Origin of the sequence: Shinella zoogloeoides (genome assembly GCF_033705735.1) — a bacterium.
In the GTDB taxonomy this organism is placed as follows: Bacteria; Pseudomonadota; Alphaproteobacteria; order Rhizobiales; family Rhizobiaceae; genus Shinella; species Shinella zoogloeoides_A.
This window is the reverse complement of record NZ_CP131132.1, coordinates 111,392-130,461: the sequence shown is the minus strand read 5'-3', so window position 1 is coordinate 130,461 and position 19,070 is coordinate 111,392. Positions and strand designations below refer to the sequence as shown.

14 protein-coding genes are annotated in these 19,070 nt (G+C 60.4%); 5 read left to right on the top strand and 9 right to left on the bottom strand.

Features of this window, described 5'->3' with window-relative positions; genetic code table 11:
• Positions 1-390: 390 nt before the first annotated feature.
• Together ShzoTeo12_RS27115 and ShzoTeo12_RS28340 are read left to right on the top strand one after the other, a co-directional pair.
• Positions 391-567, top strand: coding sequence for a hypothetical protein (locus tag ShzoTeo12_RS27115; protein ID WP_318914399.1), 177 nt, complete (start codon positions 391-393; stop codon positions 565-567).
• Between the two features lie 171 nt (positions 568-738).
• Entirely contained in the window at positions 739-960 is a 222-nt protein-coding gene (locus ShzoTeo12_RS28340) for a hypothetical protein (RefSeq protein WP_413251207.1), read from the top strand.
• Between the two features lie 264 nt (positions 961-1,224).
• Here the strand turns inward: ShzoTeo12_RS28340 and ShzoTeo12_RS28335 are convergent, their stop codons facing one another.
• Entirely contained in the window at positions 1,225-1,557 is a 333-nt protein-coding gene (locus ShzoTeo12_RS28335; protein WP_413251206.1) for a Tn3 family transposase, read from the bottom strand.
• 4,406 nt (positions 1,558-5,963) lie between these two features.
• The gene (locus ShzoTeo12_RS27105; protein WP_318914398.1) at positions 5,964-6,311 is read right to left on the bottom strand and encodes a hypothetical protein; all 348 of its coding nucleotides are present in this window, start codon (positions 6,309-6,311) and stop codon (positions 5,964-5,966) included.
• Between the two features lie 374 nt (positions 6,312-6,685).
• On the opposite strand from ShzoTeo12_RS27105, the gene ShzoTeo12_RS27100 reads away from it, so the two are divergent.
• Positions 6,686-7,039, top strand: a complete 354-nt coding sequence (locus tag ShzoTeo12_RS27100; RefSeq protein ID WP_318914397.1) for a hypothetical protein — start codon at positions 6,686-6,688, stop codon at positions 7,037-7,039.
• 1,486 nt (positions 7,040-8,525) lie between these two features.
• The gene (locus ShzoTeo12_RS27095; RefSeq protein WP_318914396.1) at positions 8,526-8,759 is read left to right on the top strand and encodes a hypothetical protein; all 234 of its coding nucleotides are present in this window, start codon (positions 8,526-8,528) and stop codon (positions 8,757-8,759) included.
• A gap of 68 nt (positions 8,760-8,827) precedes the next feature.
• Here the strand turns inward: ShzoTeo12_RS27095 and ShzoTeo12_RS27090 are convergent, their stop codons facing one another.
• The gene (locus ShzoTeo12_RS27090) at positions 8,828-9,118 is read right to left on the bottom strand and encodes a hypothetical protein (protein ID WP_318914395.1); all 291 of its coding nucleotides are present in this window, start codon (positions 9,116-9,118) and stop codon (positions 8,828-8,830) included.
• 3,468 nt (positions 9,119-12,586) lie between these two features.
• Here ShzoTeo12_RS27090 and ShzoTeo12_RS27085 point away from each other — a divergent pair.
• Positions 12,587-12,757, top strand: a complete 171-nt coding sequence (locus ShzoTeo12_RS27085) for a hypothetical protein (protein ID WP_318914394.1) — start codon at positions 12,587-12,589, stop codon at positions 12,755-12,757.
• Positions 12,758-15,152: 2,395 nt separating this feature from the next.
• Here ShzoTeo12_RS27085 and ShzoTeo12_RS27080 read toward each other — a convergent pair.
• The 6 genes from ShzoTeo12_RS27080 to ShzoTeo12_RS27055 all read right to left on the bottom strand — a co-directional run bounded on the left by ShzoTeo12_RS27080 (position 15,153) and on the right by ShzoTeo12_RS27055 (position 18,803).
• Positions 15,153-15,371, bottom strand: a complete 219-nt coding sequence (locus ShzoTeo12_RS27080; protein ID WP_318914393.1) for a hypothetical protein — start codon at positions 15,369-15,371, stop codon at positions 15,153-15,155.
• A 57-nt stretch (positions 15,372-15,428) separates the two neighbouring features.
• Entirely contained in the window at positions 15,429-15,662 is a 234-nt protein-coding gene (locus ShzoTeo12_RS27075; protein WP_318914392.1) for a hypothetical protein, read from the bottom strand.
• A 1,094-nt stretch (positions 15,663-16,756) separates the two neighbouring features.
• Positions 16,757-16,948, bottom strand: coding sequence for a hypothetical protein (locus ShzoTeo12_RS27070; protein WP_318914391.1), 192 nt, complete (start codon positions 16,946-16,948; stop codon positions 16,757-16,759).
• 134 nt (positions 16,949-17,082) lie between these two features.
• Positions 17,083-17,547, bottom strand: coding sequence for a hypothetical protein (locus ShzoTeo12_RS27065; RefSeq protein ID WP_318914390.1), 465 nt, complete (start codon positions 17,545-17,547; stop codon positions 17,083-17,085).
• A gap of 544 nt (positions 17,548-18,091) precedes the next feature.
• Positions 18,092-18,388, bottom strand: a complete 297-nt coding sequence (locus tag ShzoTeo12_RS27060; protein WP_318914389.1) for a hypothetical protein — start codon at positions 18,386-18,388, stop codon at positions 18,092-18,094.
• The gene (locus ShzoTeo12_RS27055) at positions 18,366-18,803 is read right to left on the bottom strand and encodes a hypothetical protein (protein ID WP_318914388.1); all 438 of its coding nucleotides are present in this window, start codon (positions 18,801-18,803) and stop codon (positions 18,366-18,368) included. The genes ShzoTeo12_RS27060 and ShzoTeo12_RS27055 overlap by 23 nt, the downstream gene beginning before the upstream one ends.
• Between the last annotated feature and the right edge of the window lie 267 nt (positions 18,804-19,070).

The following is a 19,070-nucleotide window of genomic DNA, read 5'->3' as shown; positions in this document are numbered from 1 at the left end:
CGTGCTGGAGGACAACGATCGCCAGGCGTCCAGCCGCATTGCCTGCAGGACCGGCGGCAGAATCCTGGGCACGCGACACGGCCGCCGCTCCTCCAGCCTCGTCTATCCCAGTCGAGGTCATAGGCGAACGGATCACTGGAGCGTTTTGGCGCTCTGGCGCTCTTTCGCCTCTTCGATGCGGTCGGAGCAGTACCACCATCGATCGCGCAGGCGCATCGCCCAGACCATCCAGTCTCGGGATGTTCCATCCTCTCGGCCGGGCGGCGCGCCAGCACTGCCGGCCCACTTCCCGCGGTCTCCGCCTGCTCCGGCGGGCGCTGGCCGCGGAAGAGGCGGGCGCGGTAGAGAAGTGGGCGGGGGGATGGGCGGCACGGCGTCAGGATGTCGCAGATGGTGTGGGTGGGAGCGCGAGATATCCCGGAGCGCGTCATGCGGGACGAGGCCGAGATGAACGAGTTCACCGTCGGCCAAGGCGGGCGCGTCGAGAAATGCGTTGCGCCGGCCTCGCCGGCGGGGGCGGGCAATGCGTCGAGACGGGCAAGGCGCTTGGCGGAGATCGGCAACTGAAGCTGTGGATGGAGCAGTTTGGCGAGATCGTAAGACGTGAATTTATGGTAAATGATTTGTTAAGCCTTCCATCACAGTAGCGTTCTGTGCCGCCATATGCCGGCGGTTACTTGACCTCCGATAAGTAACCGCTATCGATGATAGATTGATCTGACGCCGCAAATCACCAAAGTGGCCTCCGTCACGAGCCCTGAACACGCCAAGAACCGCCGCTTGGAAGCCAAGTGCCGCCTGTGCCGTCCGCCGTCGAACGCCGCCAGCTCGGTACAGTACGTACTCCTGCCGATCGAGCGCGCCGCGATTTCGCTCGCCGAGCTGGGTGAGCGATCAGCGGTCGAGACGCTGCGCCATCTCGTCAACCAGGCATGGGCGACAGTACCCTTCGGGCACTGACGTCTGATCTGGCTCCAGGCCGCGACGGCGACGGAAAAATCGCTGCCTGGCCGGCGCCCGAAGCGCCCTCCTCCTGGTCATCACCTGTGGGATCCTGACGCGAACCGATCCCCGATCACACCGGCCGACCCTCGGGCATCGCATTTGTTGGATCTGTCCGACTTTGAGGCGGTATGGTGATCGCTGCGGGATGGTGTTTCGCGCCGCAATGGCCGAGATCAACGCCGTCTGTTGGGGTCCAGATGTAATCGCCGGTGAGACTGATTACTGCCAGCCGAGTGGGGTAATGTGTTTGATGATGTCAAGGGCGTGGGAATGCCCTCGCGGTTGAGCTCGGCGAACGCCGGTTCGAGATAGAGTGTTCCAGTAGACGATGGCGTTGATTAGCAGGTTCAGTCCAGATGCTCGGTAGAACTGCCGCTCGAAAGTCCGGTCGCGCAATTCTCCGAGGCGATTGAAGAACAGTGCGCGGGCCAAGGTGTTCTGGGATCTTCGGCGTTGAGGCCGGCCGTCGCGTTCCTGCGCATTTCGGGGTTCTGCCACCGACTGGGGCAGAAAGATGGACCGATTGATGCGACCGAGATCGCGTAGCGCCAACGCCAGTCCGTTCTGGCGTGGCCCGAATGCGGACAGCTTTAGCCAACAGGGTCGAAGGCCGAACCTGCCCGGAACGGATCGTCGTGACTTCCCGCAGGATGTCGTTCCAGTTTGCCTTGATCCGCTCGACGTTGATGTGCTCGCCAACGAGCGGCGCCAGGTTTTCGGGAGGCGCTCGCCCGGGGAGCTTGCGATCCTTGAGACGCAGCCGAAGATCTGGAGGCCAGGGCGAAGCTCAGCACGCCGGTGACGTAGTGGGTTTCGATGGCGAGATCGCTGCCGTAATGGAAGGTCCATCGGACATAGGCTGGCTTCATGCGATGGCATTCATGGCGATGATGGCGCGCCGTACTGGTCGGAAGTGAACCGGTAGAGCCCCGGCGCCGGGGCCGTTGGGCGCCGATCACCTCGGCGTGTCCGCCCGCCGGAAAACCTGGCCATCGGAGGATGACATTGTTCCATCGCCTAAGCTCAGAGGCAATTGCCTCTGAACACCAGGCAGAATGGCGTGCGCGACCTGCGCGGGCTCTTCGTGCGCCCAGGCGAGAAGCGCATCATGCCGGAAAGCGTCCGCCGATTCTCGTGGACCGGATTGATGCCGTCCGCCGGGATGGCGGTGAAGAGCGCAAGCTGTCGGCCGTCCGGCCGCTGCGCAAATGGGTAAAGGCGTTCAGCGCATTCGGGCGTCAACCTCGACAAGGTCGATGACGAGATCGCAGGCGAACGGCTTTCCGCCGCGCAGCTTCGGCGACGCTGGCGATATCCGGAGGCGTAGCCTTGCAAACCCGCCCGGTCGTTCTACGTCGTCAGCTCGCCGGCTGCGGCCAGACGCCAGGGCAGCCGGTCCATCGTTCAACGGCTGTTGGCGAAGTCTCGACATCGGCGAAATCAACGGCGATTGAAGCGCTCCTTCTCGCGCATCGGCGATGTCGGCGTGGAGATGAAGGCTTTCGAAGACCGGAGCGTTTGTCGCTTCCGCCCAGATATCGCCCGCATCGAGCCAGCGCTTCCCAGTAGAGAACGAAGCTCATAGGCCCGCGTCAATCTTTCCGCAACAGAGTATGAGAGGCATCCAGCCAGCGCAAGGAGATCGGTGCCTTGTCGGGTATGGTCGCTTTGCCCGTACGATAGACCCGCGATACGAGATTAGCGCCCGCAGAAGGTGCCGCCGCTGCGTGACCGCGGGTACGAGAGTGGAGAGAACTGTGGCGCCGGACTGATCGATCCCCACCGTCGGCATCCGGCGCGATCTGTCAACCGCCTGGACGCACCGGTGCAAAGCGGCCGTTGGGGCTGACCAGATCAAGCGCTTTGTCACCCTTCTCTCTGGCCTTGATGTCCATGGCGGAACTTTGAAACGTCCGCCAGCGGCGTCTGCCGGGCGGATCGGGTGACACGAGCAGCCGCCTGATTATTGGCTCGCCCGTCAAGCATGGTATGTCGATCGCGCAATCGGTGAGATGGCGAGAGGTGGAGCTGTGCAGGACAGCATGTCGGCGTTCGATGTTAAGTCGCGCAGATACTACGCTGCATTCGCGTGCCGCAGAATTCGTCAAAGACGCTGGCGGAATTCGGTCCATCAATGAGCAGAGACGGAGAAGAGCGAATGCGCTCGACAGGGTTGACGACTGGCATTAATGCCGGCGTTCGACCCGGAAGAATGGTCACGCTGTCCCCTCGCGCGGATCGAGAAGCCCTGTCCGGCGCGACGCTCTGGTCGGCCAGGCCCGATGAGAACGGCGAATGCCGCGCCTGATGCCGCATGAATGATGGCTTCGAGCTGGCCCGCCTTCAGCAAGAATTCTCCTGCGTCACCAGTTCTTTCCGCACGACCATAATCCGCTTCAATGCAATCGGCCTGGCATCAGCCAGCCTGTGGTGCCCGCGCATCGAACAGGCGGACGCATCTGCGTTCTGTGAAAGCAGGGCCAGGTCTTCGCGCCGCGTCTGTGGGCGCTCAGCGTGATCTCGTGGTGATCGACGCCGATCTCGCCACGCCGAAGTCGTAAGACGCCGGCGCAGGACGTCCGCAGACGATCGGCCAGGGTATAAACAGCGTGGCCAGAACGCAGGCAGCTGTTCGCTGGCTTCTGTCGCATGATCAGGTCGAGATCGGTCGATCCGGCGTAGCTACGGCGATCCCTGGGTGATCGTCGCTGTTACTACCATGCTCGCTCAGCCATTCACTGATATCCCGTTTCGCCGCGGAGAGTGCAGCGAAGCGAGGAAAATGCGATGTCCGACAAACAGGCGTTTCGCGGCATCCGCGGTTCTTGTCCGCCAGGCCTTGGTCATGGGGCGGCAATCATGTCAGATTCGGCGGAGCTCTCATGACTCTATCGGCTACATGCGGGGTCTCCACCGGCGAGCAGAGACACCGCCTGACGCTTTGCGCAAAGCAGGAGAAAGATAAAACGAGGCGGTCCCGCTACGCCGCCGGCGGCGTTGCGCTCGCAGTCTGGAGCTCGACCGCCTCGACCGGTCGATGAGCGCCTCATCGAGATCATCACCGAACTGGAGGCCAAGGCGTGCTCGTCCATCACCCGAGAACATCGACCACGGTCGCCTGGTCTTCTGTTCGGCGCTTGCTGGCGAGTTCGGCGCGATGTCGGAACGAACGCGTGCCGGTCTGCAAGCCGCAGGCGGTGGCCGACAAGTCGTCGTAACCCCGGACAGAGCGCAAAGCCCGCCGGCATCTGGCGGCGGTTTGGGCGTCCGGGCTGCGGCCTGACGAAGATAGGGAAAACCGCCACTCTGCAATGCCAGGCCGAAGAGAAACGGCGACGGCCGCGGTCAAATTACCTGAGTTCGGATACGTTAAAAATCGGACACTTTCGTTGTCGTGACGCCTCGCTGGAGGGTCCGCCTCCAGCCCAACCGACGAATGCCGACAATGCCGATCACGCCAGCGGCGCACGCTGCCGCATCGCCGAGCACTGTGACGGCTCTGTGACATCCCACCGCTTTAATGAAACGGAAGAGCGCGAAACATGATGAGCGCACTGCGCCGGCGTACAGGTCGAGCCGAGCATTGTTCAGGCCCGGTGGGCATCGTCAGGTTCGGACTGCGGCCGGTGCGCCTGTTTCTGGAGATCGAGCGGCGCACAGATGCCTTGCGGTAGATCAGCACTGAAATTGGATACGCTCGCAGTAGCCGTGCGCCATCTTTATTCACGGTATGGCAGCTCCGCTCATTCCCGTCTCTTTTTCGTCCTGTTTCCAGGGCGAGCAATCGATTTCGGTAACCCACTGGCATTCACGGCGTATCCTGGGCCAGTAATCTGGCTGACATTCTTCGCGCTGCTGTGCAGCTGCGTCGTACTGCATGTTTTTCATCCGCCAGCGCAGCCACGCGAGTGACCGATTGTTCCGCTTTCAGGCGTGCGATCTCATTCCATCGCGGAAGTACGGTTCCCTGCAAAGGTAATTCATCACGAACGGCTCGATCCTTTCGTGGGCCGAAAGCATCACGCTCGAGAACGACGAATCTTGGCGCTGTAAAGATGGAACTGCAGCGCCACATCACCAGCGCATTCGCCTTCGAGCGAGGTCAATCAGGACCGTTACGCATATGTCGTCGGCGCCATCGGCCTTCTGCCGCCAAGCTCGATGACCTGCGGATCAGTTCAAATCATGATTGTGGCCTGCGACGTGAACCCTCATGATTGACTGACGAAGCAAACTTCAGGGATTCCCGCTTACGACCTGGCGCATTTGTCGCCGGTGCATGTTAATGGTGTCGATGCCGGTTACGTAATTGTTCGTCCATCATCAGGCGCTTCAGGTCTCTGACGACCAGTAATCCTCATGGGGAAACGTCGAATATTTTTCGTCTGTGGAGGTCATGGATGGTGTTTGCGTGTCATCATGAGAACATCAGGGTTTTTCCGGCTCAACTCGTCGTTGACAGCCGACCGTCAAGCTTGAAGATCGACGGCCATGACCTCGAGCAGCGCCGGTTTCCATCGTGTATGGCTGGCGGGCGACACTCCCGGGTGGCGCTCGGCTCCGTCGCGAAGTCTGGCGTTTGCGGCTTTTTTCTGTGGTCGCAATCCGCGAGCCAGGCTGCGTAGCGTTGAAATGCACGCCATGGGCTCCGCGAAATCAACGTCGCTCAAGGCGGCCTGCCAGCGACATTAACGGCATATGCAGGGCCAGTTCGCCTGCCAGGACATGGTTCGTCGCGGGGTCGCTCTTCACCTCGTAGGCGCGAGAATAATGCGCGTCGTCATCAGCGCTCGGTAGATCGCCATTTCATCGGGATCGCTGATCAAGGAGTTCTTCAGGTCGCCGTCGAGGAGATGCCCGCTCGACGTTTTCGGCCGAACAGGAGCCTCGTTCTGCCGCTCAGGCGGAAACGCTCGGCTTAGCGGCGCCGCTCGTTGACGCACCCGCGTCTGCGATCATCATGGCGCGGTCCTGCGCGACCTGCAGGCCATCGAATCAGGTTCATCCGGTTGAAGGCTACCCGAACGCAACGCACCGGCGCGCCAGCGTGAGCCATGCTGGCTGCTCAGGGCGAAGCTGTGGCCAGAAGGGGCAAGCCCGTGAAAGGTATCCCCGGCCCGGCCGGCGCTGGCCAGTGCGAAGGCATGTTGCTGCAAGTCGAGCCGGCGCAGAGCGCCATCCTGCTCGATGTGGCTCGCCGGCGTGCTGACCCGCGGTTGCGGGACGTCGAGGCCGAACAGTCTCCCCAGGGTATCCCGCAGGGCACGCACGTGGGCTGCGGCCTCGATCCGTGTCGCGAGCTTCACGAGCAGCTCTCGTCGAACCGCGCGCCTGCGTTCCCGAGCTGAAGATGAGTTTTGTCGTGGGTGAAGATGGCAAGGCGCGCGGCGGCCGCAGCCCAATGACGCCGATCCGCGTGATTGGGGTTCCAGATGCAGGTGACCGGCATTTTTCCGACCGCAGGCTTTGAACGAAGTATGTTGAGCGGCCGGGAGCGATGAACCTGACTAGGCGGAATGCGCGGCCCCCAGTTACGCATACGAGCGGCGGAGCTGACGAAGAACACCGGCGGCTGCGCAGCCGCGATCGGCGGATGTCGCCGGGACCGTGAACGGCAGTCATCTGGTCTCATGCCCTGCCTGATTGCCGCTATGTCAGTCGCGATCCTCGCTTCGGTCGCATGATCCTCGACATGACGCCACACTGCCATTTCGCTCGCCAGCAGCTACGAATCGTTGTGCACGCATCATCATTTCACGCTGCGGCGGCAAACCCGTGGCGCTCATTGACCGCCCTTTTCAGGATAACATCGCGCGTTACGGATGTACTCACCCCCAGCTGTTTCAGCGGCATCCTCGTCGGGCGCCTGATCCAGATGCTCATCCGGCACCTTCTCGGCGTGCTGGAGCGTTCATGTAGTCGACATGTTATGGCCGGGCGCTGGAAACCCGCACTGCGCCAGCTCGACGAAAAAATGTCGACCATACGACTCCGCCATTCGACTTCCGGCATAATGATCGACAGATCCCACTGATCTCGATCAGGCTGATGTCGAGGCCATCATGTCTGAAATGAAGCGGACGCGGGTGGCCGCTCAAATCGCAAGGCTGGTCGGCATTCCCGGTTGAACAATGCTCATGTGCGTCCTAGAGCAAAAGCGATACGAAGCCGCCTAAATCGGCGTCATCGGTAAATTCTCAAAGATCTGTGTTGGAGACGTGCTGGGCGGGGCCTTCGGCTCGATGTTCAAGTTCATCGGGCGATTAGGAAATGGTCGCCTGCCGACCCGCTATCAGTGCTGTCATAGCCTCACTGCCCTGCAACTCGGGCAGAAGTTGTCTTGGACGGCTCTGTTCGTCGCCGTGGTGCATCGATGGCGTTATTTCTGGCCACGGCGGGCACCGAATTCTGCTGTCTGTCGACCTGTGCGGTGGCGCTGTAGTTTCTCCTGTGCGTCTTCAATCTGGTTTGCCGCCTGCAGGGCCTCTTTGGAGGCGGGCGAGGCGCGATCTAACAGCCGCCAGATGCCCTCGCGCGCGGTCCCGCACCGTTGGAACGTTCAGGCGGTAACTTGGCCGGTATAAGGTTACGGCTGTATGCGGTATGCCAAACGCCGGCATCTGCGACCTTGCGATTCGATGTCGAGACAGATCGAGCTGCGGCGACAACTGCTCGACGCCTTATTCAAGCTGGACGTGATCATCCATCTGAAGGGCCGTATTCTGCTGACGCGGCGAGCTTCAACGAACGAAGTGCGCAGGTGAGTCGACCGAATTTCATTGTCGGTGACCATTCGCCGCCAGTTCATCGGAGGACGGCAAGCTTCTTCCGCTCGACTGAAGCGGCGTGCGGCTCCATCCCTCTTTCGGCAGCAAACGCTGACCGTAGGCTCTGGCTGTCAGGCTGGCCGTGCGAAGGTGCATGGCGAAATTGCGTTCGTTATTTTCGACGCTCGCGCATGAGCATAACAACGCATTAATCTTCCAGCCTCCTCTACCGTCGGCTTGCCGCTCAGGCGGCATTCCCAGCGTTGACAGGCTGCTCATGCCGCCGTCTTCCACCACTGATCGGCGACGTTCTGGACGGCGAATGCGGTCTGTGGGAGCAAAAATGCGCATCGACCCATATGCGATCAAGATCGACGGTCAGATGATCCGTCAGTCGGCGAGAAGGCCATCCAGAGCTGAATCAATAGATCGGCCGGGAGCCTGTGCGCGGCCGGATATGCCTTACTGGCGCGTTTGTCTGCACCTTTAACGCCAGTCGCAGATTTCGAAGATTTATACTGGTGATGCAAAGCGAAGCCTTGCGTCTCGATCAGCGCCAGTGCGGTATGCGTCTGCTGCAATACTCTGCATGGCGCTCAGAGCGCTCAATTGGGCTATCGCGTCCGGACTACATCTGATAGAAGCTGGACAGGCCCTTCGACTGGACGAAGCGGCGTGAATACCCCGGCGTTCCCGCGAGATTCGAAGACTTTTGCTGACGCAAGGTCTGCTGCGTAGCCATTAGCATGGCCGATGCAGATCGAGTTTTCCCAACTGCCCGGAACGGGTTCTGGATGGCGTCTCTCGACGGTAGATTGGTCGGGCCTCGCCTGCCGCGCCTCGGTGCTGCTCGATGCTGTGGCCGATGGTCAGACACCGAACGCGGCTCTGCCGCGCGTCTTCCATCGCGGCCTTCCGTTCAACCATGCGGCGAAAAACCACCCTTCTGACGGCCTGCTCGACGCCCATCCGTTACCGTCGTCGTGAGTGCCGTCAGCCGCTGCCAGGCCGCATCCTTCCCAGCTCGATGTCGGCGCGACGCTTTCCTCCCGCCATCAGTCTTCCCCCATCGGCGCATTGGCAATGTACGAGCCTGTCTCAGCGTCGTAAGGCGGTTCAGGACTTTCGTTGTCGACAGACGATAAAATCGATTTCTTCAGGTGCCGTTGACCCGCGAGCGCATTCTGGCAAAGCTCATTACGCGCGGGGTACTGCAAATCCATCGTCAGGAGCAAATACATTCCGTGGATATCGCCATGTTTTGCGCTGGATCTCACCTCCGCCTTCGCGGCGGCAGCGGCCGTCGATGGCGCCGCTTCATCCTGTGGGCCGGAGACAACAGGCATGCGACCTTGCCGATGCTAATTCGGCAGGTCGTTCGACCCTCTTCGGTTTTCTGGCTCTGGCGCCGTGGGCAGGCCGCCAAAACGCACCGGGGTCACCGATAGCCGAAATTATCCCCGCAATGCTGGAAAGCGCGTGGGTGACGACGAAATCCCCGAAGCAGGCACCAGACAGAAATCGCTGACGCCGCGATTTGCTCACCGTGGCCGGTGAAACCGTCATTTCGCTCTGAACCATCAGCCAGTGCTCAGGCAAATGACCAAGTGGAAAGTCACGGGGATCGAACCGGCGTGCCAGAAGCTCATGCAGGCGACCTTTGTGGTCTCTGGGTTCTACATTTGGGTTCGGCCCTCCCGCAGCCGCCGCGCTGCGGCCACTGGCGCCAGAGAAGGCGACGCCAAATGCCGGTATCGTAAGGGCGGCGCAGACGCGGCTTGTGAAAGGTTCTGGCCAAGCGGCAGGTGCGGTCCACATGCGGCCAGATACGACACCATCGCCCAGCAGTCCTGTTGTCCTGGACAAGCTGCTATTGCCGGCGCGCTGCGGGATAGAGACAGAAACAGCCCGCTGTATCGCTGCGGCGTATTTATCTACGTCTGCTGCAATTCCGGTGCGGGCCTTTTTCCGACACGGCGGTGCCGTCGCAGTGTGTTGGTGACGATCTGATTGAGGATCGCCGCCTGACCAGAGATGCTGATCTGGCAGACGCATGCCCGTCGGCGGCCTACGTGCTGGCCAGGTCGTAGATCGCGTCATCGAGCGGCACGACAATCAGGCGCCCGGATCGTCGATTAATGGCCCGATCAACGCGCAGCATCGCCAGTGCGGGCCAGCGTCACGCGGCAACACTGGCCCTGCCCTGTTTCTCTTCCGGTGCTGTGTTTTTGCGTTGCCCTGGGGCATTCCCATTCCGTGCCTGCGAGCAAGCGCATGCCTGAATGGCTGCTGACTGTTGCTGCGCAGACCTGCATGGGCGGTTCTTTCCGTGGTCTCGATGACGCTCTTCCGGCTCGGCCTTCTCTGGCGGAACAACAGGTTCTTCGCCCTTTATCGGCGGGCTACATTGTCGCAGTAGGGCGCGAACGAGCAGCGCGCGCGTCCTCATTGTGACGGTAGCCTGTTGGCCTCGTTTGTATCAACCGGCGTCATTTGATCGTTTCGCGGCACATTTTGGCCATTCGGAAGATTGCTGGCTGTGCCAGCGCCACGGTCAGGTGCCGTTTGCCCCGAAAGCATGATAGCAACGACCAATGCCCCTTGCTGCGCCAATAACGAGCTTATTCATGGTCAACCCTCTTAGTATCGAACTGCTGCGGGGCGCTCCACGCCCGATCTGTCGGAGAAAAGCACGCGATAAGGTAGCCCATTGAACCTATAGGCCGTCTCCCATCCGGTGTGGGGGACCTTTTGCGCGAACTGCGGAGTGAGCATTTCCCAACATGACCGACGACGACCAGATCACCGTTAGGCGTGGTATAGCCACGTAGATCAGGCGCACCCTCCAAGGCTACTGACCTTGCCCCGGCCGGTATCCTACCGATGATATGCTGCCAAGTCGCTCTGCGGCACCGGCCTTCTGGCGACATTCCTGCCGCTCGGCGCATTCCGCCCCTTCAGAGAAACCGGCCTCTTTCAGCGAGCGGAGACCGCCCCTCGTCGGCGGTCAAGGCATGTCGATACTCACCTTCTGACGCCCTGCGGCCGGAAGCCGGACCCCGTCAACGCTACGATATGGCCGCGCTCAAGCGCCGCGTTGATGATTGCCGAAGCGCTCGAAATAGCGGGGAAGTGCAGGACGGTCGTGGCCGCTCACCGGCTTCGCTCGCCTGGCATAGCCCGTTTCCGCATCTGCCCATCCCTGCGCTGGCATCTGCTGTATACGACCCGTTCGCCACCGGCCTGGATGGCCATCGCTGTCAACGAAGGTGACGAAAGACCAGGCCATCCGCTGCGACGGTGTCTTTGCGGCGTTCCCCAACCCGGACGGTGCGCCAGTCGGTCGAGTAGATCGGCCGGACAGCGGCACTCACTGGGCGATGGCGTCCTCGACCTCGTCGAGCTTGAGGTCTGCTGGTCCGTTCCGCCGCATCACCCGCTGGGTACATCGCCCCTCCGCGTGAGTTCGCGGGCCTGGAAGGCCGGGCCTGGGTCTGCGTGCCTGGCGCTGCTGGCCGGGTATCGCTATGCCAACCGGCACGTGTCTACGTTTGTGACGGCCGCCCTACCTCGTACGGAGAGGGCCTCTTCGCCCTGCTCCATCAGGGACTCGTTCTTGTTGAAATTCTGTGTGGCGCTGATGCTGGTATCCCGGTCCCGTTCGGGTTGGCCTCGGAGAACCTGGCATCGTCAGCAATATGTCCGACCGCCTCGTGTCCATTTGGCAGACGATAGGGACTCCATCGCCGCTGGCGTCCCCTATGCTCTTCGGAACGCCCGGGTCAGCAAGCCGGCGAAGTTCTCTCTAAAGGCGACAAGAGGGCCGGTACTTCCTGAACATAGGAGCACAGCCAGAAGCGTGGTGCGTCTGCGGCATCTTGAAATCAATAAACCTCGCTTGACTGATCGCAGCGTTGCGCTCACGCCAGGGCAAGGTTTCATCAGATAGGTGTCGGCCGTCATCGCGAAGCTCTGGCGACACCAAGGCCCGGGATTGCCAAGGTAATCGCAGGCAATTCTCGGCATGGACGCCCCCTTCTTCGACGAGCTGCGTCAATATTACTTTGGGTGAGGGGATATTTTGGCGATCGTTACGCATAAAGCGGTTTCCGACCGACGGCTCCTGCGAGTTCCAGTAGGTTGGCGCGTCATTGGGACGACGATTTCCCGCTTCATGGGCGAACGTACCGTCCGGCTGTCGGGGTTGGCCTTGCTCGATGCTGCGGGACCGCGTGGGCCGTGGCATTGCGATGACGACGATGCCGGTGATGCCCCTCGCTGACCGGGGCGTGACGCGGCCTTCAAGCGTCATATAAAGCGACGTGCTATAGTCGCGCCAAGAGTCCAATCGTATGGTCGTGCGGATCGCGTTACCCGCAGGCGGCGATGCGTCTGCCGCCGTCGGCTCGTAAGGCCATGGGCGCACATGACGTCAGTCGTGCTTAGAGGCAGTTGCCGAGATTTACGAACCGCCTGCGCATCGTTAATGCGATCAGAACAACGACAGCAGCGTGGCGCATGTTCCGCAGATCGCATTGCATCTACCGGTCGGTGTACAAAATGGCCTCTTTCGCCGTAGCGGCGTCCCCACGGGCGCGCCGTCTGGCTGACGCTTTGCGCAACGTTCACGCGCGATAGAAGGCGCGATTATCGGAGTATGGCTGCGGACTTTGGCACCCTTGAATTTCTTCTTCTTATCGAAGCCCCATTGGCGACAACCGGCATCATGGAGCGAGAACGACTTTGCTCGGCACTACGAAAGCTGAGGCCTGATCAGGCAGATTACCGCAGCGTCAGCAAACCTCGAAGTCTGGTTGACCGTGCTGTCGGGTTATCCGGCGACATGTCGAGACCGCGATGCGCTGGCGCATCCAGATTGTGAAGCGCAACCCGACCTTGTCCTGTTGTTTCCGGGACACCCCGAATGCCCGGCGGCGCATCAAGCTGTGGTGATCGAGCGCTCACCGGCATGGATCGAGGCCTGACGAACAGCGCAGCAGCAAGCAACGGCACCGAAGAGTCGAGAACGACAATGGTGTTCTTCTCGCTTCGCCTGCTGACCGGCGAGGCGGCGTCGAGCTCTCGCCAGTGAGGCCAAGGCCGGTCGGCAATTGGTTTGCTGATCAGGTCGGCAATTTCATACCCAGGATCGACCCGCTACCGAGGTGCGCCGATGCGGCGTTCGGCTGAGCCTGCTGCGTACCCAGCGACTGCTGCACCGGTGCTGCTGTACCGGCGCGCGGTGGACCTGCGGAGGCTGTGGGCTGCTGCAGCGAGTTGTTGCGCTGATACTGAGGTTATGGCGAACTGACGGCACGGATAAAGCCGGCTGCTGCAGGCTGCGGGTCCTGGCGCACGTTGCTGCGGATATTGGCCCGGCTGAAGGCGCGGTAGCCATCATGGACGGTCTGCGGCGCAAACTGCCGGTAAAACGAGACCCCCCAGCAGGCCGCCGAAGGATGCCGTAGCCCAAATTCCCTGAACAATCTTCTGCGTTCCCCTTCGCTGACGTGGTCTCAGCCATGACATGGAACCCACGATAGACTTCGGTTTCATAGAACAGCTCTCGCCACGCTAAACGACGACGATTTAGAATCGAACCTGCATCAAACATTTCAGGCAATGCCGTGTCTCGCTTCGCGAGGCCTCGCGCCGCCCTCTACTGGCTGACGACGCCGCCGATCGTCCGCGAACTCAGGCCCGGTAATCCTTCGCGCCTGACGCATCGGCAAGATAAGGACCTCCTGAGACCAGTATTGTCGATTGAACGTCTTCACGGCCTGAGCGGATAACATGCCGCTCGCGTACCACACTGGCCGCGACCTCCTAGCCATGCGGCATCACAGCTCCTTCGGTTTCCGCCTCCTCCGCGGCCAGCAAGCGATCCGCAGGCTCTTCAAAATAGCTATTCGTTTCGTTGCATGTCCTCTCCTGTCAATGATTCACCCCAAATAAAAGCACCATTTTTATATGGCGAATTGCCCTTCGGTCTCTCGCAGGTTACGGAGTTGACACGGCGGCGTTCCGAGAGTCGTCGCCAGTCAGGCGGCTCTCCGAAGCTGCGTCGTGAAGAGCACGGAACTCCTCCAGCAGATCGACCGGGGCGGCGCCGCATTCGCCTTGGATCAGGAGGTTTCGTCAGCATGCCTTCTGCCGTTGCGTTTCGCTCTACCCAGAAAGCGTCAGGCCGTTAAAAGAACGTTATAGAGGTCGCGAACATCCGCAGCGCATCTGGGGCTTGGTTTTTCCGAAGAGGCGGCGACCTCCTGCAAAATTCGACATTAATTTCCGTTTTCAGGACAATCATATCAAGTTTTAGGTCGCTCGCGAGTTAAAGTCTCATACGCTTGGCGCCCAAGCGCCCCTGTATTCAAAGTCGCCGCTCAGGCAAATTGTTGCGAAGAGCTGCGCCTTGCCACGCGCAGGCTGGTCAATCAAGGCGCAGAGCTTGCCGCAAGCTCGCTATCCGTGCCGACAATAACAAATGCTATCCGCGTAGCGTAGCGCATCCGCTGAACCGATCTCGCGGTTTACCCAGCGCCCGCTGCTGCTGTCTGGGCGGTTGCGGCCTTTTTGCCCGGAATTGTCCAGCATATTTTCAGGGTTTCGGTGCAACCTCGTAAGGCGTATCGGCGGCTGCTCCCTGCAAACCGCTTCGTCGCGGATCACGCAACGTCGGTAAGGTATCGCGAACCGCGATCCTTATGGTCGGATATCGCCTCGTTGACCTGCGTAATGACCGCTCTTTGTTGATGCGGCGAAGCTCCGCGTGGCTCCTCCGGCGTCTTCTTGGCGATCGCAGCTTGCAGGCTGCTCTATCATTCGGGATCACGAGGACTACCGGCACCGTCAACCGTTCTCGCCCACCGGTATGAAGCGGTATAGCGGATCAAGGTCCTCACCACGTCGAATCCGACGCCTTCCCGTCTGCGTGCCTGATCAAATGGGTGGCCGTCTTGCTGCCCTGCGATGTCGGCATGTTGCGTCCTCTTCTTCGTAACTGACCTCATCACTCAAACGGGTGGTCTTGAAGGCAGCGCGCTGATCAACCTTCATCCCTCTCGAAACAGGGTCATCACTTTGGATCCCCACCCCCGGATCAGCTTAAATGTGTTGCTTCGCCCCGACGAAACGGCCAATATGCGCTCAACGTGGTATTCTGAAGCGTCTCTTGGGCTTCCTGCGGGGGGGAGGCTTTTCGAGAGAGTCGGGGCGTCTGCATACCGAACGCATGAAACCCCAAAAGAGCGGGCTTGCGCAGCGGCGACAGAAAATCCCTCGACAACATAATATCCGTACTCATCGAAAATGAGCGGATAGGGCATGTTCGATTTGCTAGGTGATGCGTCCACAATACTGCGGCGGTCGCCCTCAAGCGGCTTATGGAGCAGGTTGCCGAGAACCTGTTTCAGCCGCAACCGTGATCTTTCCAAGAGCCGCTGTGCTTGGTGGAGCTTTTTCGAGCGAGGGATCATTACAAACACTATGCGACGGTTCAGGAAAAACGTCGCTCATGTTGATTTCACCGACCTGCGCGTTAAACACATGCCCGAAGGAATAGGTCAGCATCGCAGCGGGTTCCGACAGGCTCATCGTCACTGTAGTGTTCCAGCGTTCGGTCGCGCGCCGCCCCGTACCCCTTCCGATAGCTTTCTATCATTTCTCGGGGCTCGACCTCGTTTTCGTCGTATCGTTGAGGTGGGAGGCAGCTCTTTGTGATATAGCCCGGCAGATCGGCTGACCTCGTTTTCGCCAGACTGCAGCGCCATCGCAGGTCTTCGCATCGTTGGCGTCGACGGCGGAGGCGGCGTTCTTCGGGACCTGGAAGAAGCCCGGCAGATCAAGAACCTGCTCCAGCTCCGGCAAGCCTGCTTCAAGAAGAAAATTCATGCTCAACGCCATCCGCCGGGCAGGCTGAGCGTCGTGCGCGCTGTCACGAGGCGCCCGGCTGGCGGCCCTGCGATTGCAAGTCAACATATCCCCGCCCCAGCGGTCGATAGAGGCCGGGGAAGTTTTTTCCGAGCTGAGCCGCCAGCTTCGCTGCGCCGTTCGATCCTCTGCTGGCGGAATGAATGTTCCATCAGCGTGTGCCGGGTCAGATGACCCCATCGAAAAGGGGCTGAAAGGGGCCAACACCCGCTGAATGGCCGGGCCACCGCTGCGCTGAGAGTCCCTCATCCCTACCGAGCTGCGGGTGATTTTCAGTATCGGCCGATGCCTACCGTCAACCATGGACCGCACCGCTGTTCAGGTAGTGGCATAACACAAGTCCAAATATCCTCTGACCTCCAGTTACCGGTGCCGCCAAGAACACTCTGTGGGTCTGGATTGCCTCGCGGCAGACCACACCTCCCGAGGCCACCCCCGGCCTTACCCGGTGGTAAATCGACGCCGCGCCAACGTCGCCTGTAGACTCGTCTCCTTTTTGCCGAGGTCCATCGGAACCCGGTGCGCGGGCATCCCCATCACTAGCGGCATAGGCCCCTGTGACAGAGCCGAATCGTCGCGCCACCGCCCGGAGTCTCCGGCCAGAATGGTGCCCAAGAACCGGCGAAGTTGCATAGCGACAGCCGCCAAAAAATAGGCTTGAGAATAGCGGAGCTGTGGCAATCCTTCACCCATTCGGTGAGGCTTTTCCTCCTTTCGCGCCGGGAGCGCGCGAACAACGTCTGCATGTCGACGCCCGGACGCTCTCGTGCTTCTCGCCATTCAACTACTTCCCCACCAAGGCGACGGGGCGGGTTGCCAGGCTGGTTCCGCATCCGGGCAATCTGACTGCCAGTTCCGGCCAACGACTCCACGCCCGCCGATGGCACCTGCGATGCTGCCGCAGCAGCAGGATTTCCAAGCATCCTCGCCGCGCTGCGCTTGATCCGAGGAACCGGCTCATACCTGCCTCGACGCCATCCATCACGGCATCCCCTTAACGCCGTCGATCAGGCCGCAGCAGATGGAAACCAGCGCTACCGCCGCCGAGGCGTAGATCATGAACCCGCCGATTGCCAACGCGATATTGCCCAACTGCCCCCGGCGCTGACCGGTCCAGCATAAGCCATGGCCGCATATGCGTTTCGTGTGAGTTTGAGGAAATCCAGCCCCACGCGCATGAGCATCATGCAGAAGATAAGTCCGATGATGATGAGAGCCGGGCGCACCAGCAATGCCAGCAGCACCATCAACGCCGCGCGATGCTCGTCCCCTGCAAACCACCTTGCCGGTTTGGGTAGAACATTTGCATCAGCCAGAACGGCGCGTGATGATCGTCTGTACCGCCAAGATCAACACGAGAGTGCGGCGAGAAAGAAGTAGATCAGCGGCATGTACGGCACGACCACAGCCAGCAGAAAGCCGATGGCGACCAATAGCCAGCCGAGGGACCCACCATTTCGCAGCTTCCTCCGATATACGCCAGTGGGTTCACCATCCCCACCGCCGATCCTGACGCAATTTCACCAGCTTTGGCAGCAGCGAGAGAGAGCGCCGCCGGCACCGAGCATCGCATCGCCCGTCGTTTGCAGTTGCGGGGATAGGATCGGCCCAACCTTCTCCGTTCAGAGTTGCCTTCATTGTTCTGGCCCATCATGCCGAGCACCCAATCGGTCAGACGGCCCCAACCCATACCCGCACCGCGAATAGCCGCGATATCAGACGAGTTCGTCCCCAATCCGCTATCTCGGTTTGCGTTGTTCAAGAATGTGCCCGACATCTGATCGAGGTTGGCCATGTCCGACGAATACTGCTTGAAGAAGACTTCCAGTTCATGCCATTTGAACACGTTGATTTCCAGAAGGCCCACGAGCTGGAGACCACGCAGCCCCAAGCTGCCGCCAGATCGCGCGAGGCAGGAGTAGCAGAAACGGATATCCCCTTGCGGATGCCGTCGCGGGCAGAGGTCGCATTCACGAGAATACGCTGGTAGAGGACCGCATAGAACCAGCCGTTTCGATTAGAAGCAGACATTGCCTGCGCATTGTCTGGCGCAGCTCCGGTTCAGATTGCTGAAACTGAGTGTTGATGGCTTGCTTAGCCGCCGCCACAACCGTCGAGATAGACCAGTCTGGGTAGCGTCCACTTCTGCCGGGCCGCTTCCGCATGCCATCTGCAGGGTACAGTATGTCAGTCAACCTCTGCGCTTCGGTATCGAGCGACGAGAGGATTGCATCGGCACCGGCCTTACCTGTTCGGGCAGCATATTTGCTGATTGTGCTGGCGATCTGGTTCTGGATGTTGAAGGATCAGCGTTCGCGTTCGCCTGAGCGTTCGGCACCGATTTTTCAATGGAATAGGTAGCCGTAACGCCGCCGCAAAGCCCAATGCTGTCATTCAGCGAAGCAGGAGCTTTGAGATGCTCCGTTGCGCAACTTCTGGGTGTCTCGTACCTCTGCCCCCGAAACAGGAGTAATCTGGCTGTTCGTCGTTGCCATACTGGCAAGACTTTTATTCAGCGAACGTTTGCAAAGCTCGCCGCCCACCCGCGCCTGCAAGCTTGCCAGCAGTCCGCAGATCAGATCTGGTGCCATCCCCCCGTCACTCCACCAGCCGCTCTCATTCAGGTTCGTGAACGTCTTGTTGACGGCATTGGCACTTGCCATTTTATCGCCAGCGATGCGCCACATCGAGTCCCCGAGGCCAGACGACCATACGGCCACCTGCATCGTGCCTATTTGCAACGCGCTGTATCCTGAAGGCCGGGAAGCAGAGGATCGCGCCCAAACCGGCTAAAACAAGCGTCCAGCTTGGGTTCATTGAACGACCACCGGCCTCGCCATCATTTGCCGTATCTTTAAGGGCCGCGAATATGAGGTAGGTGGCAACGACAGCGATGACAGCCAGCATCGCCCAATTCAATGTTGTGACGAGCTGCGCCAGAATATCGTTGGTGTTATCGCAGCTACCGCCAGACGGAGCCGCTTGACCACCCGGCACCCATAGGTAATCGAACGTGCAGCCAAGAATTCGCCGAAGGAATACGAGGCCCGCACTATAATCTTCGGGAGTGAAAAGCCTGGTAATATCCGGCCGCTCAGCCATTGTGTCCCCCTAAGACGTTAAAATACTCATACGTGGTGTGGCCGCATTTCTAGGCTCAGCCGGGCGCGCTCGTGTCTTGCTATCAAGGTCAGACCTACTTGCCTGCACCACGGCCCTCATATTCGACATGAAGGTAGCAAGCTGTCGCCAGTAGGCGTCAAACTTGGGGAACCGACGCTTGAAAGCGATCCCCCATCTGTTCCATTGATTGCGTAGCCGCCACGTGGGCCTCAAATGCCCGCGCAAATATCTCTGCTGGTTCGGTCA

Bases quoted from the DNA above. Each gene is read 5' to 3' on its own strand.
- ShzoTeo12_RS27060 (WP_318914389.1), bottom strand. From the start codon at position 18,388: ATGTGGCGCATCGCTGGCGATAAAATGGCAAGTGCCAATGCCGTCAAC.
- ShzoTeo12_RS27115 (WP_318914399.1), top strand. From the start codon at position 391: ATGGTGTGGGTGGGAGCGCGAGATATCCCGGAGCGCGTCATGCGGGAC.
- ShzoTeo12_RS27100 (WP_318914397.1), top strand. From the start codon at position 6,686: ATGATCCTCGACATGACGCCACACTGCCATTTCGCTCGCCAGCAGCTA.
- ShzoTeo12_RS27075 (WP_318914392.1), bottom strand. From the start codon at position 15,662: ATGAATTTTCTTCTTGAAGCAGGCTTGCCGGAGCTGGAGCAGGTTCTT.
- ShzoTeo12_RS27070 (WP_318914391.1), bottom strand. From the start codon at position 16,948: ATGGTGCTGCTGGCATTGCTGGTGCGCCCGGCTCTCATCATCATCGGA.
- ShzoTeo12_RS27090 (WP_318914395.1), bottom strand. From the start codon at position 9,118: ATGCCTGTTGTCTCCGGCCCACAGGATGAAGCGGCGCCATCGACGGCC.
- ShzoTeo12_RS27095 (WP_318914396.1), top strand. From the start codon at position 8,526: ATGCAGATCGAGTTTTCCCAACTGCCCGGAACGGGTTCTGGATGGCGT.
- ShzoTeo12_RS27055 (WP_318914388.1), bottom strand. From the start codon at position 18,803: ATGGCTGAGCGGCCGGATATTACCAGGCTTTTCACTCCCGAAGATTAT.